Origin of the sequence: Zobellella sp. DQSA1, assembly GCF_041950555.1 — a bacterium.
Classification (GTDB): Bacteria; Pseudomonadota; Gammaproteobacteria; order Enterobacterales; family Aeromonadaceae; genus Oceanimonas.
In genome coordinates, this window is record NZ_CP169531.1 from 2,787,842 (window position 1) to 2,802,169 (window position 14,328).

Consider the following 14,328-nt stretch of genomic DNA (forward strand, 5'->3'; position numbering starts at 1 on the left):
ATCCAAATCAGCCCCGTTTGATGATGCCCCAACCAAAATTGCATATGAAATACAGATTAAATTCAACCAACAATAAGCGCCAAGCGCAGGGAGCATCCCATGAAACTGAGCAAGATTGTCGCCGCCATCAGCATGACCTTTGCCTTATCCGTACAGGCCAATACCCTGCCGGTGGAAGAAGCCGTGCTCACCGCACCCCCCCTGGTGCCGCCCCCCATCACCCGGGACCATGCCGCCAAGGTGGTGGTGAAGATGGAAACCGTGGAAAAGGTCATGGAAATCGCAGACGGGGTGGATTACATGTTCTGGACCTTCGGCGGCTCGGTGCCGGGGCAGTTTCTGCGGGTGCGGGAAGGGGATGAAGTGGAGTTCCACCTCTCCAACCACCCCGACTCCAAGATGCCGCACAATATCGACCTGCACGCGGTCACCGGCCCGGGCGGCGGCGCGGCGGCTTCCTTCACCGCTCCCGGCCACACCTCGGTGTTCAACTTCAAGGCGCTCAACCCCGGCCTCTATGTCTACCATTGCGCTACCGCCCCGGTGGGCATGCACATCGCCAACGGCATGTACGGGCTGATCCTGGTGGAGCCGAAGGAAGGGCTGCCGCCGGTGGATCGGGAATATTACGTGATGCAGGGCGACTTCTACACCCAGGGCGCCTACGGCGAGCAGGGCCTGCAGCCCTTCGACATGGACAAGGCGATCAAGGAGCAGCCGGACTACGTGGTGTTCAACGGCGCCGTGGGCGCGCTCAATGGCGACAAGGCGCTCACCGCCAATGTGGGCGAAACGGTACGGCTCTACGTGGGCAACGGCGGCCCCAACCTGGTGTCTTCCTTTCACGTCATCGGTGAGATCTTCGACAAGGTCTATGTGGAAGGTGGTGACCTGGTCAACCACAACGTGCAAACCACCCTGGTACCCGCCGGCGGCGCCGCAATGGCGGAATTCAAGCTGGACGTGCCCGGCAACTTCATTCTGGTGGACCACTCCATCTTCCGCGCCTTCAACAAGGGCGCGCTCGGCATGATGGCGGTGGAGGGCGACGAGGACAAAATCGTCTACTCCGGCAAGGTGGCCGACAACGTCTACCTGCCCGAAGGCTCGGCGGTGCAGAGCATCCCCAACGGTCATCCCAAGGTCACCGCCAAGAACAAGGAAGAACGGATGCTGTACGGCAAGCGGGTGTACGAGGCCAACTGCCAGGCCTGCCACCAGGGCAGCGGCGAAGGCATCCCCGGTGCCTTCCCTCCGCTGGCTGCCTCCGACTTCCTGAATGAAGACCCGACCCGCGCCATCGACGTGGTCCTGCACGGCCTCAAGGGCCCGATCAAGGTCAACGGACAGGCCTTCGACAGCATCATGCCTGCCATGCGCCTGTCCGACGAGGACGTGGCCAACGTGCTGACCTACGTGCTCAACAGCTGGGACAACCAGGGCGGCGAGATCACCCCCGAACAGGCCGCCAAGCGCCGCGACGAGGGCAAGCCCATCGTAATGGAAGGGAGCGCCCACTGATGATGCCGGCGCTGCTGCTTGGCCTGGCGGCGCTGCAGATGGCCGACCTGCCCGGCGGGGAAGTTCGGCCCCTGTACCTCAGCAAGGACAGTCCCCTCACCCGGGTGGCGCCGTTCCGGCTGGATGTCACCCCGGTCACCAACCGGCAGTTCGCCGACTTCGTGGCGGCCCACCCCCGCTGGCAAAAAGGGCGGGTTGCCGCCCTTTTCGTCGAACCCCATTACCTGAAACACTGGCCGGGCGACGCCCCTTCCCCCGAGCAGGAAGCCCGGCCGGTCACCCATGTATCCTGGTTCGCGGCCAGTGCCTACTGCCAGGCCCAGGACAAACGGCTGCCCACGGTGGCTGAATGGGAATTCGCCGCCCAAGCCTCGGAACTGGCCGCCAACGGCAGCAGCGAACCGGGCTACACTCGGCGCATCCTGTCCTGGTATGCCCGCCCGGCCACCGCCACCCTGGCCGAAGTGGGCCAGGGGCCGCCCAATTACTGGCAGGTGCAGGATCTGCACGGCCTGGTATGGGAATGGACCCAGGACTTCAACTCTACCCTGGTCACCGGCGAATCCCGCGGTGACAGCAGCCTGGACGGCGCCATGTTTTGCGGCTCCGGCGCCGCCGGCAGCGCCGATCCGTCCGATTATGCCGCCTTTATGCGCTTCGGCTTTCGTTCCAGCCTGAAAGCGCCCTACACCCTGGGCAACCTGGGTTTTCGTTGTGCACAGGAGATATTCGATGAAACCACTGCTACTGCTGATCTGGCTGACCGCCTTTAACCTCCAGGCCGCCCTGCCCGGCGACTCCGTCTACCAGCTCGACGCCTCCTGGCACAACAGCCAGGGCGAACGGCTCCAGTTGCAGGATCTGGCCGGCAAGAAACAGTTGCTGGGCTTTATTTACACCGATTGCACCACCGCCTGCCCGCTGATTGTGGCCAACCTGCAGGCCCTGCAGCAGGTGCTGACCCCGGCGCAGCAGGCCGAACTCGGCTTCGTGCTGGTGTCACTCACCCCGGGGCGGGACACCCCCAAGGTGATGCGTCACTTCGCCGAACATCGCGGCCTGGACCAACACTGGACCCTGCTGAGCGGCACCGACGACGAGGTGCGCCGCCTCGCCATGGCGCTGAACATCCAGTACATGGGCCAGGCCGACGGCGAAATTTCCCACTCCAATGCCATCACGGTGCTGGATGAACAGGGCCGGCTGCTGGTGCAGCAGGTCGGGCTGCCCGACGGCGCCCGGGGGCTGGTCGACAGGCTGTTCAGCCGTTAGAACCTGTTTACGATCTTCGCTGAGCTTATTGCTCAGAGAAGAGGCAACAGGGCCACCTCCGCCGACACGCTTCAAGCACATCCCTGTGACGCTCGGCACATGCCATCCCTGACATGTGACGGTCGGCGGAGGCAATCCCTGCTGCCTCTTTTCAAGCCCCGACGCCGTCTGAGAAGGGTGCCAGCAGGCGGCATCGGGGCGATAGGGAGGGCAAAGGGTGCTGCTCCGCCGACCCTCTGCGCCAGGGAGGGCGAGGCGGAGCCCCCAGGGATGGGTTTACGGCGTGTCGGCGGATTAGTGCGCTTTGGCCGAGTACACCAGATCTCAAACAGGTTCTTAGAGCGACCTAGCCTTCCAGCTCGTCGATGCGCGCCTCCAGGCGCTGCACTTGCGCCTCCAGCTCATGGATGCGCGCCTGCAGCTCGGCTTCCCGGTCCTGGCCGCCGGACTCCTGCTCGACCTCGGCCGCGGCGTAGTCGGTATTGCCGAACAGATGAGCATAGCGGGATTCCCGCTTGCCGGGCTGGCGTGGCAGCTTGACCACGAAGGGGCCCCTGTCGGTCAGACTCTGCAGGCAGGCCTCGACCTGAGTGACGTCATCGAAGGTGTGCAGGCGCGGGGTGCGGCTGCGCAGCTCACCCGGGGTTTGCGGGCCACGCAGCAGCAGTTCGCAGACGATGGCCAGCTCTCCCGGGCTGAACTGCAATTCACCGAATTCGGTATTGCAGAAACGGTGTTGATACTTGGCGGCACGGGCATTAAAGCCCGCCATGTTATTCACCAGACGCCGGGCAATCAGCGTATTCAGTACCGACTGCACCTCCTTCTCGTCCAGGCTCAGCACCGGATCCCGGTTGCTTTTCTGGTTGCAGGCATTGACCAGCGAGTTAAGGGTAAGCGGATACACTTCGGGGGTGGAAACCTGTTTTTCGATCAGGCAGCCAATCACCCTTTGTTCGAGGGCGGAAAGCATTTCCATAAGCAGACTCCTCAGATTTATTGCTTTCAGCCTACCGGACAAACCCCGAAACACCAACGAATTCCGTGATTTAAGCCGCTACCGGAGCACTGCCCAAGGGCGGCAGGCCATAAGCGGCCCTGGCACGGTTGCAGGCACCGTCGGCATCATTGGCTTCAAAATCCCGACAGGGACTGGGCCGGTTGGGATAGATGCGGCAAGACACGCAACTGCCCACCTCTCCTTCCAGTGCCGCACAGTGAGGCTGGGCCCGGTTGGTTCCCAGCATCGCCAGCCGGGTGGGTCCTACCGGCTCGGTCAGCTCTTCGGGCACCATAAAGGTGCTGTGAATTTCTCCCCAGTAAAAGGAAACACGAAAAAAGGCGCAGCAGGCGCCACAGGTCAAGCAGGGATTGCCACCACTCATTAACGCCTTACCTCCTGGCAAAACTCAATAGTGACGAGAAACAAGGATAAAACAGGGCTCGGAGCAGGCTCCGTCGATTCGGGGAATAAGGGAAAGGATGGGCGCTTAAGGCTGCGGCCTCTGCGCACTGGCCGGTGTCTTCTCCTCTGTAAGGGCCAAACGGGTAGTGCTGCCACCAGGGCAATCCAAATTCAGACCCTTATAAGTAAATCGAAAGCAATCAGGAATCAAGCGGGCGGATAAGCTGCCGATAAAGAAAAAGGCAGTATCTGTTGTTGCGCCCCAAGACGGTCTCATGTGACAACATATCTGCGTGAAAAACCGAGGTAAAAACTGTGCACCAACGCAGAATATTGCAAAATCATAAACTTATTCAGTATGTTACTCTGAGATATACGACTAAAGTATGAGCCGCTCTCGATCAAACAATAATTACAGGGATCTAGTTGTATGAAAATAGCCCATAAAGTCGGACTGACCGCCGCCGCCGTACTGCTGATTACCGTCAGCATACTCTCCTGGATGCAAATCTCTCAGGTGCGGGAAGCGTTACGTACGCAAACCGCCGCCGCCATCAGCGAAACCAGCTCGACCCTGGCCAAGCAGATAGAAAACTGGCTCAATGCCAAACTGGGCCTCATCGATATGATGGCTCAGAACATCGACAGCCAGTTCAGCCCCGAACAGGTACAACGCACCTTCGACCTGCCCCTGTTGAAGGACGAATTCGTGATGATCTTCGGCGGTCTGGACAGCCAGAGCGGTCGCCCTATCGGCAACGATGCCAACTGGAACCCTGCCGGCTGGGATGCGCGTCAGCGCCCCTGGTATTCGGTGGCCATGGGCTCCCCCCGCGCCGCCCTGACCGAGCCCTACGCCGATGCCGGCACCGGCGAAATCCTGATTTCCGCCGTCGCCAGGCTGAGCGATAAAGGACGTGCGCAGGGCGCCTTCGGCGGCGATCTCAGCCTGCAGACCGTGGCCAATGCCATCAACGTCATCGACTTCAACGGTGCCGGTTATGCCTTCCTGGTAGCCGAGAACGGCAATATCATCTCCCACCCCAGGGCGGAGCTGAACGGCAAGCCGCTCAGCGAGCTGTTCGAGGGCCAGCGCCCCGCTCTGGCTGCCACCATGGCCAACCACCGCCTGGGGGGCAAGAACCACTGGGTTTCCTTCACCCCGCTGTCGGAGCTGCAAAGTGCCAAGTGGTATATCGGTGTGGTGCTGGATGAAGCCGCGGTTATGGCCCAGGCCGATCGCCTGCAGTGGCAGGCCTTGCTAATCGCGGTGCTGGGGGTGCTGATCAGCATGGCCTTGTTGATCCTGCTGATGACCAACCTGCTCAAACCGCTGAATGGCTTGCATCAGTCCCTGAAGGACATCAATGGCGGCCAAGGCGACCTGACCAAGCGCCTGCCCATAGTACGCCGCGACGACTTCGGCCTGGTGGCCAACGAGTTCAACGGCTTCCTGGGACATCTGCAGAAATTGATCGGCAATGTCATGGACAGTTCGGACAAGCTGAAAGCCAGCATCAATGATACTTCCGGCCAGTCGGCACAAGCGGAAAACCAGCTGCAGATGCAGTTGCAGGAACTGGATCAACTGGCCACCGCCATGCATGAGATGGCCGCCACCGCCACCGAAGTGGCCCAGCATGCCCAGAACGCCGCCGAGGCCGCCAACTCAGCCAACCAGGAGACCGAACAAGGTGCCCTGGTAGTATCGCGTTCCACCGAGGCGGTGGAGCGACTGGCCGCCGACATGGAAGACACCATGGCTTCGGTCAACGAACTGGCCCAGTTGAGCCGCAATATCGAGTCCATCCTGTCGGTGATCACCGGTATTGCCGAGCAGACCAACCTGCTGGCCCTTAACGCCGCCATCGAGGCGGCCCGGGCCGGCGAATCGGGCCGGGGCTTTGCCGTGGTGGCCGACGAAGTGCGTTCCCTCGCTTCCCGGACCCAGCAGTCCACTCAGGAAATCGGCGACATGATCGAGCGGCTGCAGTCCGGCGTGCGGCTGGCGGAAAGCAAGATGAAGCAAAGCCAGGAACTGGCTGCCCAGACCTCGGTCGATGCCGCCGAAGCCAACGAAGTACTGTCGCGGATCCGCCAGGCCATCAGCCATATCAACGATATGAACCTGCAAATTGCCACCGCGGCGGAAGAGCAAAGCGCCACCAGCGAGGAAATCAATCAGAACACCACCAACATCCGTGACATCAGCCAGGATGTGGCCAGCGGTGCCATTGCCCAGGTAAAACAATGCCAGTCCATGCTGGAGCAGATGCAACGGCAGAACAACCTGCTGGGGGAGTTCAAGGTCTGACAGGGACAGCCGTTACCCAGGGCGCCGCACGGCGCCCTTTTTCTTTACCCGACAAAAGGGCCATACTAACGGCACCAGACAGAGAGGGAGAAAACGATGTTGATGGAGTTCGATAAAGCGGCGCTGATGGTGATCGACGTGCAGGACAAGTTGATCCCGGCCATCGATCATGGTGAGCGGCTGAGTGCCCGCATTCAGTGGCTGATCTCGGCCTGCCAGACGCTGGGCACCCCCATTTTGTTTACCGAGCAGTATCCCAGGGGACTGGGCCACACCCAGGCCGCCCTTACCATCCTGGTGGACGAACCCGAAATAGTGGAAAAGATGCACTTCTCGGTGGTGGCGGCCGGCTGCCTGCCGGCCCACTGGCAAAGCCACAGCCAGGTGATCGTCTGCGGTATGGAAACCCACGTCTGCGTGCTGCAGACGGTGATGGACCTGCTGAAGGCAGGCAAAGAGGTGTTTGTGGTGGCGGATGCGGTGGGTAGCCGTACCGAGGAGAACCGGCAACTGGGACTGGCCCGGATGCGTGATGCCGGCGCCCGGATTGTCAGCCGGGAAATGGTGGTGTTCGAACTGCTGCACCAATCCGGTACCGAGCAGTTCAAGAGCATCAGCAAGCAGTTCCTGGTGGGAGAACAGCCTTAAGCGTGAGGACCGGGGATTAGGGCTGGGGACGGGCAGGCCCAGCCCCCAGCCCCAGGGATTATTTCCTGTCCCAGATCCCTTCTTCCAGTTGACGATGCAGTTCCGGATACTTTGTGGCATCGAAGGTCGGAACCTTGCCCAGCTTGAGCTGATCGTTGTAGTCCTGGGCCAGCTTGATGGCCACGCCGGACAGCAGCAATATCGCCACCAGGTTGATCAGCGCCATCATGCCCATGGAAGCATCGGCCATGGCCCAGATAGTGGGCAACTCACCCACGGCACCAAACATCACCATACCCAGCACAAACAGGCGGAACACCAGCAGGCCGGCCTTGTGGTTGTGCTCCAGGAAGATCAGGTTGTTTTCCGCATAAGCGTAGTTGGCCACGATGGACGTAAAGGCAAAGAACAGGATGGCAATGGCGATAAAGGTATTGCCCCAATTCCCCACTTCGTTGGCCAGAGCCCGTTGGGTCAGCTCGATACCGGTAATGCCTGAGCCGGGCTCAAACTGGCCGGACAGCAGGATGATGGACGCGGTACAGGTACAGATCACGATGGTATCGATAAAAACGCCCAGCATCTGCACATAACCCTGCGATGCCGGATGAGGCGGATAAGGTGAGGCCGAAGCCGCCGCGTTGGGAGCCGAGCCCATACCCGCTTCGTTGGAGAAGAGGCCACGCTTGATACCGTTTATCAAAGCCTGGGAAATGGCATAGCCCATGGCGCCGCCGCCAGCCTGCTCCAGCCCGAAGGCCGACTTGATAATCAGGCTGAACACCCCGGGCAGCGCGGTAATGTTCAAGGCCACCACCACCAGGGCAATCAACAGATAGGCCAGCGCCATCACCGGAACCACCAGTTCGGCAAAACGGGCAATGGTGCGCAGGCCGCCGAAGATGATAAGACCAGACAGGAACACCAGGGCCAGGCCGGAGGCCCAATCGGGTACACCGAAGGCCACGTTCATGGCGGCACTGATGGAGTTGGCCTGTACCGCGTTGAATACCAGGCCGAAGGCGATGATCAGGAAGATGGCAAACAGCACCCCCATCCAGCGCAACCCCAGGCCCTTCTCCATGTAATAGGCCGGCCCCCCACGGTAGTTGCCGTCTTCATCCTTGACCTTGTAAAGCTGGGCCAGTGAGCTTTCCACGAAGGCGGTCGACATCCCGATCAGGGCGATCACCCACATCCAGAAGATGGCGCCCGGTCCCCCCAGATACAGGGCCACCGCCACCCCGGCCAGGTTACCGGTACCGACCCGGGCCGCCAGGCTGGTGCACAGCGCCTGGAAGGACGAGATGCCCGCGGCATCGGACTTGCGGCTGTTCTTGAGTACCGAAAACATATGACCAAAATGACGGAACTGAATAAAGCTCAAACGCAGGGTAAAAAACACCCCGACGCCCAGCAATAAATAGATCAGCACGGTTCCCCAGAGCAGGTCGTTGATAAAACCAATTATTGTATCCATTAATGTGTCTCTGCTTTCTTCGAATGATGAACCTTACCCTGAGCTGACCGATTCATCCGGCCCCCCGGGTCCGCAGCGCACGGAATCTAGCACAGGCAGCAAAAATCGCCATGTGACGCAGGTCACACCAAAGCATAATCAACTACAAAAAAACCTTAAAAACACCAATAAAGGCACATTGCGGTTAAACAATTAAAACAAACAGCCAACATGTACTGTTATTTGAAAACATAAAATTGCTTTATTTGTATGCAGATAAAATGGATTCATATAATCCCCACCGCTATCGGTATCGATAATTCCTGTGCGCAGGGTCAGGATTTAAGACACTCCCCCCGCTCCGTCTCTTTATTTTAGTGGTCCGAATAAGGGATACTGTCCCACTGTTCCCGCAAGCCGACCTAGATGAAGGATCTTTTTCAATGGCTGACAAATTGACCCAACTGAGAAAACTCACCACAGTGGTGGCCGACACCGGCGACATCGACGCTATCCGCAAGTACCAGCCGCAAGATGCCACCACCAATCCATCGTTGATCCTCAAGGCAGCCCAGATCCCGGAATATGCTCCTCTGCTGGCAGAGGCCGTGGCCTGGGCCAAGTCCCAGAGCCGGGATGCCACCCAGCAGTTGATCGACGCCTCCGACAAGCTGGCGGTCAACATCGGGTGTGAAATACTCAAACTCATTCCCGGCCGTATCTCCACCGAGGTGGACGCCCGTCTGTCGTTTGATACCGAGGCCAGCATCGCCAAGGCTCGCCGCCTGATCGAGCTGTACAACCAGGCCGGTATCGGCCGCGAGCGCATCCTGATCAAGCTGGCGTCCACTTGGGAAGGTATCCGTGCCGCCGAAGTGCTGGAACAAGAAGGCATCAACTGTAACCTGACCCTGCTGTTCAGCTTTGCCCAGGCCCGTGCCTGTGCCGAAGCCGGTGCCTTCCTGATCTCCCCCTTCGTGGGCCGGATCCTGGACTGGTACAAGCAGAACACCGCTCAGAAAGACTATGCACCGGCAGAAGATCCGGGCGTGCTGTCGGTCAGTCGTATCTACGACTACTACAAGGCTCATGGCTACCACACCGTGGTGATGGGCGCCAGCTTCCGTAATACCGGCGAAATCCTCGAGCTGGCCGGTTGCGATCGCCTGACCATTGGCCCCAATCTGTTGGAAGAACTGAGCCAGGCCGAAGGCGAAGTGGTACAGAAACTGAAAGACCAGGGCGCCACTCAGCCCCGCCCGGCTCCCATGACCGAAGCCGAATTCCGCTGGGAGCAGAATCAGGACGCCATGGCTACCGAGAAGCTGGCCGAAGGTATCCGTAACTTCGCCGTGGACCAGGGCAAGCTGGAAGAAATGCTCAGCGCCATGCTGTAACAAAAGCACTCATATGAAGAACAAAGGCGGGCCTTCCCGCCTTTTTTATTGCCTTAATAAAAGTGCAATAACCAAGTTCTATTTTATAACGAGCTGTGATATATCAAACGTGACTACAACTGATAGCCAACAGGAGGGAGCCCCATGGAAAGGTTCAGCTTCGATCAGGAATTTGTGGTTGAACGGTCCCCACGCAGTGCATCGCGTGAGCCCGCCAAAAAGCGCAAATGGCGGGAAATAGAAGCATTAAAGGACAAACAGCGCTTACAAAAAGAACTTCAGCTGCTCGACTGTGCCTTTGAATACGAAGGCGATGTGGAAGGGCTTGAGCTGTAGAGCACGAAGAAAATAAATTTTCAGGCGCCTGCGGGCGCCTTTTTTGCGCTTGTCCTGCCTACGGAGGACAAGCGCTGCGCTCCCTATTTCACACTTCAGCTGGCAACTGCCAGTCGATGGGCGCCTTGCCCTGTTGCTGCAATAATTCGTTGGTCTTGGAGAAATGCCGACACCCCAGGAAGCCCCGGTGCGCGGACAGCGGACTGGGATGGGGCGCCGCCAGGATATGATGCTTGTGTCGATCGATCATGGCTCCCTTCTTCTGGGCATGGCTGCCCCAGAGTAAAAATACCACCCCGTCACAATGGTCATTCACCGCACGGATCACCCGGTCGGTAAAGGTTTCCCAGCCCAGTTTGGCATGGGAATGGGCCTTGCCCGCCTCCACCGTCAACACGGTGTTGAGCATCAGCACTCCCTGGCGTGCCCAGGGCTCGAGGTAACCATGGGAAGGCGCCTGGAAACCCGGAATATCCGCGCTCAGCTCCTTGTACATGTTCTGCAGCGAGGGCGGCACCCGTACCCCCGGCATCACCGAAAAGCACAAGCCGTGCGCCTGGTTGGGCCCGTGGTAGGGATCCTGACCCAGCATCACCACCTTGACCTCCCCCAGCTCGGTATATTTGAAGGCGTTGAAGATATCCTGCGGCGGCGGGTAGACGACCCGGCCCGCGTCCCGTTCCTGCTTGACGAAGGCCATGGCCTGCTGGAAGTAGGGTTGTTCTTTTTCGTGGCCGATTACCTGGCTCCAGGTCAGGGTCATGGGAAATTTCCGTTGAAGACAATAGAGAGTACCAAGCGCCTAGCTTAAAAGCTGCGCCTGGTAGCTGCAAGTCCTGTCCCCGGGCTCCTTTTTGTTAACCCGGTCATGAAATCGCCAAAACAAACGGAATCAAAAACCGTAGTGTGGTAGATTAACGACCTAAACATCTGGCTTAACGCCATTTTAACAACACTTGGCACTATTGTAGGTTGTATATGTCGCTGATCATAAAACTTATTGCCGGTATTTTGTCCGGCCTGGTGATCGGGCTCTTCGCCCCTGAACTGCTGGCCCGCCTGATGCTGACCTTCAAGATGCTGTTCGGACAGCTGATTTCCTTCACCATCCCCCTGCTGATCCTGTTCTTTATCACCAGTGGCATCGCCAGCCTGCCCCAGAAGTCGGGCAAGCTGCTGGGCAAAACCATCGGTATGGCTTATGCCTCCACCCTGGTGGCCGGTATCGTCGCCTTCCTGGTAGCCAGCACCTTCATCCCCATGCTGGCCAGTCCCGCGGCACCCACCGCCGCCGCAGAAGCCGACAAGCTCACACCCCTGGTCAACCTGCAGTTCTCGCCGCTGTTCAGCGTGACCAGCGCCCTGGTGGCCGCCTTTATTTTCGGCATCGGTATCTCGGCCCTGCAGTCCAGGTCGCTGAAAGACGTCTCCGACCAGGCACGGGACGTGATCGACCTGCTGCTGGCCAAGGTGATCATTCCGCTGCTGCCGGTGTACATCGCCGGGGTATTTACCGAGATGGCGCTGGAAGGCACCGTGTTCAATACCCTCAAGACCTTCGGTGTGGTACTGCTGCTGGCGGTACTGATGCACTGGATCTGGCTGACCCTGCTGTATACCGTTACCGGCCTGGCCATGGGCCGTTCACCGCTGCACCTTATCAAGAACATGCTGCCGGCCTATTTTACCGCCCTGGGCACCATGTCCAGCGCCGCCACCATTCCGGTGTCACTACGCGCCACCAAAGCCAACGGGGTGCGTGACGGCATCGCCAACTTCACCGTGCCGCTGACCGCCAACATCCACCTGTCCGGCTCCACCATTACCATCACCACCTGCGCCGTAGCGGTGATGTACCTTACCGAACAGCTGACCATCCCCTCCCTGGCCACCATGATGCCCTTTATCGTCATGCTGGGTGTGGTGATGATCGCCGCCCCGGGTGCCCCCGGCGGCGCCGTGATGTCGGCCCTGGGCCTGCTCAGTACCATGCTCGGTTTCGGTGAAGGCGCCGTGGCATTGATGATTGCCCTCTACATGGCGCAAGACAGCTTCGGCACCGCCTGCAACGTGACCGGTGACGGCGTCATCGCCCTGTGGGTGGACAAGTTCGCCGGCGAGGATGCCGCCCTGGCGGCCAGCGAAATCCAGGCTGAAAAGGCCTGATAAAACCCGCCACCGCACAGTAAAAAAGGGCCGCCAGGCCCTTTTTTCGTGACCGTCACTCCCACGAAGGCGGGAGCCCAGTGCACGCTGTCATGGATCTCCACCTTCGCGGAGGTGGCCACCATTAAAAAGCGGTGCTTTATTATTCCGTGCGCGGGCGGATAATCCCTTCCTGCATGGCCGTGGCGACCAGCTTGCCATCCCGAGTATAAAAATGCCCCTGCACCAGGCCCCGCCCGGCGATGGCTCGCGGGCTTTCGATGACATAGAGGATCCAGTCGTCGAAACGAAAGTCCTGATGAAACCACATGGAGTGATCGATGGTCGCCACCTGCAGCTGCGGCTCCCAGAACGAATGGCCATGGGGCATCAGCGCCGTGGGCAGGAAGTTGAAGTCGGAGGCATAGGCCAGCAGGTATTTGTGAATGCGGGGATCGTCCGGCAGGGTACCGTTGGCCTTGAGCCAGATATAGCGTACCGGCTCCGCTTTCTCCGGTTTCATCGGGTTGACGTAATTTACCTGGCGGACCTCTATCGGCTTTTCCGCCAGCAGCTTGTCCTTGACCCGCGCCGGCAGAAAGCTGGCCAGGGCGGCGATGCGCTCACTCTCCGGCACCAGCCCTTGCGGACCGATCACCTCGGGCATGGGAGCCTGGTGTTCGAAGCCCGCCACCGGCTGCTGGAACGACGCCGTCATATAGAAGATGGGCTTGCCGTATTGCAGTGCCTGCACCCGGCGGGTGGAGGTGGTCTTGCCGTCGCGGATGTTCTCTACGTCGTAGATGATGGGTTTGCTGACGTCACCGGGCCGCAGGAAATAGGAGTGGAACGAATGCACCGGCCGCTCCGGCTCCAGGGTGTATTTGGCTGCCGCCAGCGCCTGCCCCATGACCTGGCCACCGAACACGGCGCCAAAACCCAGATCCTTGCTCTGACCGCGGTAGAGGCCGTCGTCCAACGGCTCCAGCGCCAACAGTGTCAATAACTCATCCAATGCCTGACTCATGGCTTGTTACCTGGTTAATCCAACTGGTCGTACAAGTTAGCATAAGGCGGCAAGCAGAGGGTAGCCCCTATCGGGGGAACGGAAAAAGCATGGAAAAGGGGCAGCCACTGGCTGCCCCTTTTGGTGTCGTCGGTTTGTTCCTTGAACCTGGTTGCTCCCTGCAATCCCTGACCTGACCCGTCCCGAGTCTTCCCCTTCCCGTTCCGTCGAGGTGTTCCTGCATCATCCTGACTAGCCGCATCCTGCCGCTAACCACTCCATCCTGGAGGTGTCCCTGACCGTTCCTTCAGTCTTCCCTTTGGCGGTCCGCGCCCGGTCCTTTGCCTCCTGGCTGCCGGTTTCCCTCTCCGGCACAAATCCTGTGCTGCCTGCTCCGGCTCCTGCCGGTTTCCCTGAAGGCGTTCCTGCCGCTTTGTCTTCCTGACAAGCCAGCCTGCCTTGCTGTTGCTGACTACTATACGGATTTACCGGACCGGCTCAATTTACCCGGCACTTATTTACCATGCCCAAAAAACAACCAAAAAAAATAAAAACCATTTAATAACAATCGATTAGATAAATCTCTACCCAAATTCCACGCCAATAAACCGTCTTGTCTCTAGCCTTATTGAGAGATCTCTTACAAGGTCTTGCAGCGATGACGGATAGCAGCTGATCGAGTGGAGCCGCCCCTACCGCTGGCCGGCAGTGCTTCCGTAGGACCCATTTCAATGAGCCAACAAAAAGGGGCGGAGGCAACGATAAATGCCTCCACCCCTTTTCGGGCCCAGGATGGGGATTGAGGACCTTCCAGTCCCTGTCCCC

General features: G+C 59.4%; 13 protein-coding genes. 8 read left to right on the top strand and 5 right to left on the bottom strand.

Annotation, left to right across the window (positions count from 1 at the left end; genetic code table 11):
- The first annotated feature begins 99 nt into the window (after positions 1-99).
- From nirK to ACEVBK_RS13470, 3 genes are read left to right on the top strand one after another with little or no spacing between them, the layout of a single operon-like run.
- Entirely contained in the window at positions 100-1,521 is a 1,422-nt protein-coding gene (nirK, locus tag ACEVBK_RS13460; RefSeq protein ID WP_375055436.1) for a copper-containing nitrite reductase, read from the top strand.
- Positions 1,521-2,294, top strand: a complete 774-nt coding sequence (locus tag ACEVBK_RS13465) for a formylglycine-generating enzyme family protein (protein ID WP_375055437.1) — start codon at positions 1,521-1,523, stop codon at positions 2,292-2,294. Before nirK ends, ACEVBK_RS13465 begins: the two co-directional genes overlap by 1 nt.
- The gene (locus ACEVBK_RS13470) at positions 2,254-2,793 is read left to right on the top strand and encodes an SCO family protein (RefSeq protein WP_375055438.1); all 540 of its coding nucleotides are present in this window, start codon (positions 2,254-2,256) and stop codon (positions 2,791-2,793) included. Before ACEVBK_RS13465 ends, ACEVBK_RS13470 begins: the two co-directional genes overlap by 41 nt.
- 346 nt (positions 2,794-3,139) lie before the next feature.
- On the opposite strand, the gene ACEVBK_RS13475 is transcribed toward ACEVBK_RS13470, so the two are convergent.
- Complete coding sequence (locus ACEVBK_RS13475) at positions 3,140-3,772, bottom strand: YceH family protein (RefSeq protein WP_375055439.1); 633 nt, start codon at positions 3,770-3,772, stop codon at positions 3,140-3,142.
- A 70-nt stretch (positions 3,773-3,842) separates the two neighbouring features.
- Entirely contained in the window at positions 3,843-4,178 is a 336-nt protein-coding gene (locus ACEVBK_RS13480) for a YkgJ family cysteine cluster protein (protein ID WP_375055440.1), read from the bottom strand.
- Positions 4,179-4,628: 450 nt separating this feature from the next.
- On the opposite strand from ACEVBK_RS13480, the gene ACEVBK_RS13485 reads away from it, so the two are divergent.
- Both ACEVBK_RS13485 and ACEVBK_RS13490 read left to right on the top strand, forming a co-directional pair.
- Positions 4,629-6,512, top strand: coding sequence for a methyl-accepting chemotaxis protein (locus ACEVBK_RS13485; protein ID WP_375055441.1), 1,884 nt, complete (start codon positions 4,629-4,631; stop codon positions 6,510-6,512).
- 96 nt (positions 6,513-6,608) lie between these two features.
- Complete coding sequence (locus ACEVBK_RS13490; RefSeq protein WP_375055442.1) at positions 6,609-7,160, top strand: hydrolase; 552 nt, start codon at positions 6,609-6,611, stop codon at positions 7,158-7,160.
- Between the two features lie 58 nt (positions 7,161-7,218).
- On the opposite strand, the gene ACEVBK_RS13495 is transcribed toward ACEVBK_RS13490, so the two are convergent.
- Positions 7,219-8,640, bottom strand: coding sequence for an alanine/glycine:cation symporter family protein (locus ACEVBK_RS13495; protein ID WP_375055443.1), 1,422 nt, complete (start codon positions 8,638-8,640; stop codon positions 7,219-7,221).
- Positions 8,641-9,062: 422 nt separating this feature from the next.
- On the opposite strand from ACEVBK_RS13495, the gene tal reads away from it, so the two are divergent.
- On the top strand, positions 9,063-10,016 hold the full coding sequence (gene tal / locus ACEVBK_RS13500; protein WP_375055444.1) for a transaldolase: 954 nt from the start codon (positions 9,063-9,065) through the stop codon (positions 10,014-10,016).
- Positions 10,017-10,160: 144 nt separating this feature from the next.
- The gene (locus ACEVBK_RS13505; RefSeq protein ID WP_375055445.1) at positions 10,161-10,352 is read left to right on the top strand and encodes a DUF3545 family protein; all 192 of its coding nucleotides are present in this window, start codon (positions 10,161-10,163) and stop codon (positions 10,350-10,352) included.
- Positions 10,353-10,440: 88 nt separating this feature from the next.
- On the opposite strand, the gene ung is transcribed toward ACEVBK_RS13505, so the two are convergent.
- On the bottom strand, positions 10,441-11,115 hold the full coding sequence (gene ung, locus ACEVBK_RS13510; RefSeq protein WP_375055446.1) for a uracil-DNA glycosylase: 675 nt from the start codon (positions 11,113-11,115) through the stop codon (positions 10,441-10,443).
- 215 nt (positions 11,116-11,330) lie between these two features.
- Here ung and ACEVBK_RS13515 point away from each other — a divergent pair, with 215 nt between their 5' ends.
- A complete protein-coding gene (locus tag ACEVBK_RS13515; RefSeq protein WP_375055447.1) occupies positions 11,331-12,518 on the top strand; it encodes a dicarboxylate/amino acid:cation symporter in 1,188 nt (395 codons plus the stop codon).
- A 142-nt stretch (positions 12,519-12,660) separates the two neighbouring features.
- On the opposite strand, the gene tesB is transcribed toward ACEVBK_RS13515, so the two are convergent.
- Positions 12,661-13,524 carry an acyl-CoA thioesterase II gene (tesB, locus tag ACEVBK_RS13520; protein WP_375055448.1) on the bottom strand — a complete coding sequence of 288 codons (864 nt, stop codon included), beginning with the start codon at positions 13,522-13,524 and terminating at the stop codon, positions 12,661-12,663.
- Positions 13,525-14,328: the final 804 nt, after the last annotated feature.

What these genes read in the sequence shown, in the direction of transcription:
- ACEVBK_RS13495 (WP_375055443.1), bottom strand. Translation starts at nt 8,640, where the DNA reads ATGGATACAATAATTGGTTTTATCAACGACCTGCTCTGGGGAACCGTG.
- ACEVBK_RS13485 (WP_375055441.1), top strand. Translation starts at nt 4,629, where the DNA reads ATGAAAATAGCCCATAAAGTCGGACTGACCGCCGCCGCCGTACTGCTG.
- ACEVBK_RS13490 (WP_375055442.1), top strand. Translation starts at nt 6,609, where the DNA reads ATGTTGATGGAGTTCGATAAAGCGGCGCTGATGGTGATCGACGTGCAG.
- ACEVBK_RS13465 (WP_375055437.1), top strand. Translation starts at nt 1,521, where the DNA reads ATGATGCCGGCGCTGCTGCTTGGCCTGGCGGCGCTGCAGATGGCCGAC.
- tal (WP_375055444.1), top strand. Translation starts at nt 9,063, where the DNA reads ATGGCTGACAAATTGACCCAACTGAGAAAACTCACCACAGTGGTGGCC.
- ACEVBK_RS13505 (WP_375055445.1), top strand. Translation starts at nt 10,161, where the DNA reads ATGGAAAGGTTCAGCTTCGATCAGGAATTTGTGGTTGAACGGTCCCCA.
- ACEVBK_RS13515 (WP_375055447.1), top strand. Translation starts at nt 11,331, where the DNA reads ATGTCGCTGATCATAAAACTTATTGCCGGTATTTTGTCCGGCCTGGTG.
- ung (WP_375055446.1), bottom strand. Translation starts at nt 11,115, where the DNA reads ATGACCCTGACCTGGAGCCAGGTAATCGGCCACGAAAAAGAACAACCC.
- ACEVBK_RS13475 (WP_375055439.1), bottom strand. Translation starts at nt 3,772, where the DNA reads ATGGAAATGCTTTCCGCCCTCGAACAAAGGGTGATTGGCTGCCTGATC.
- ACEVBK_RS13470 (WP_375055438.1), top strand. Translation starts at nt 2,254, where the DNA reads ATGAAACCACTGCTACTGCTGATCTGGCTGACCGCCTTTAACCTCCAG.
- ACEVBK_RS13480 (WP_375055440.1), bottom strand. Translation starts at nt 4,178, where the DNA reads ATGAGTGGTGGCAATCCCTGCTTGACCTGTGGCGCCTGCTGCGCCTTT.
- tesB (WP_375055448.1), bottom strand. Translation starts at nt 13,524, where the DNA reads ATGAGTCAGGCATTGGATGAGTTATTGACACTGTTGGCGCTGGAGCCG.
- nirK (WP_375055436.1), top strand. Translation starts at nt 100, where the DNA reads ATGAAACTGAGCAAGATTGTCGCCGCCATCAGCATGACCTTTGCCTTA.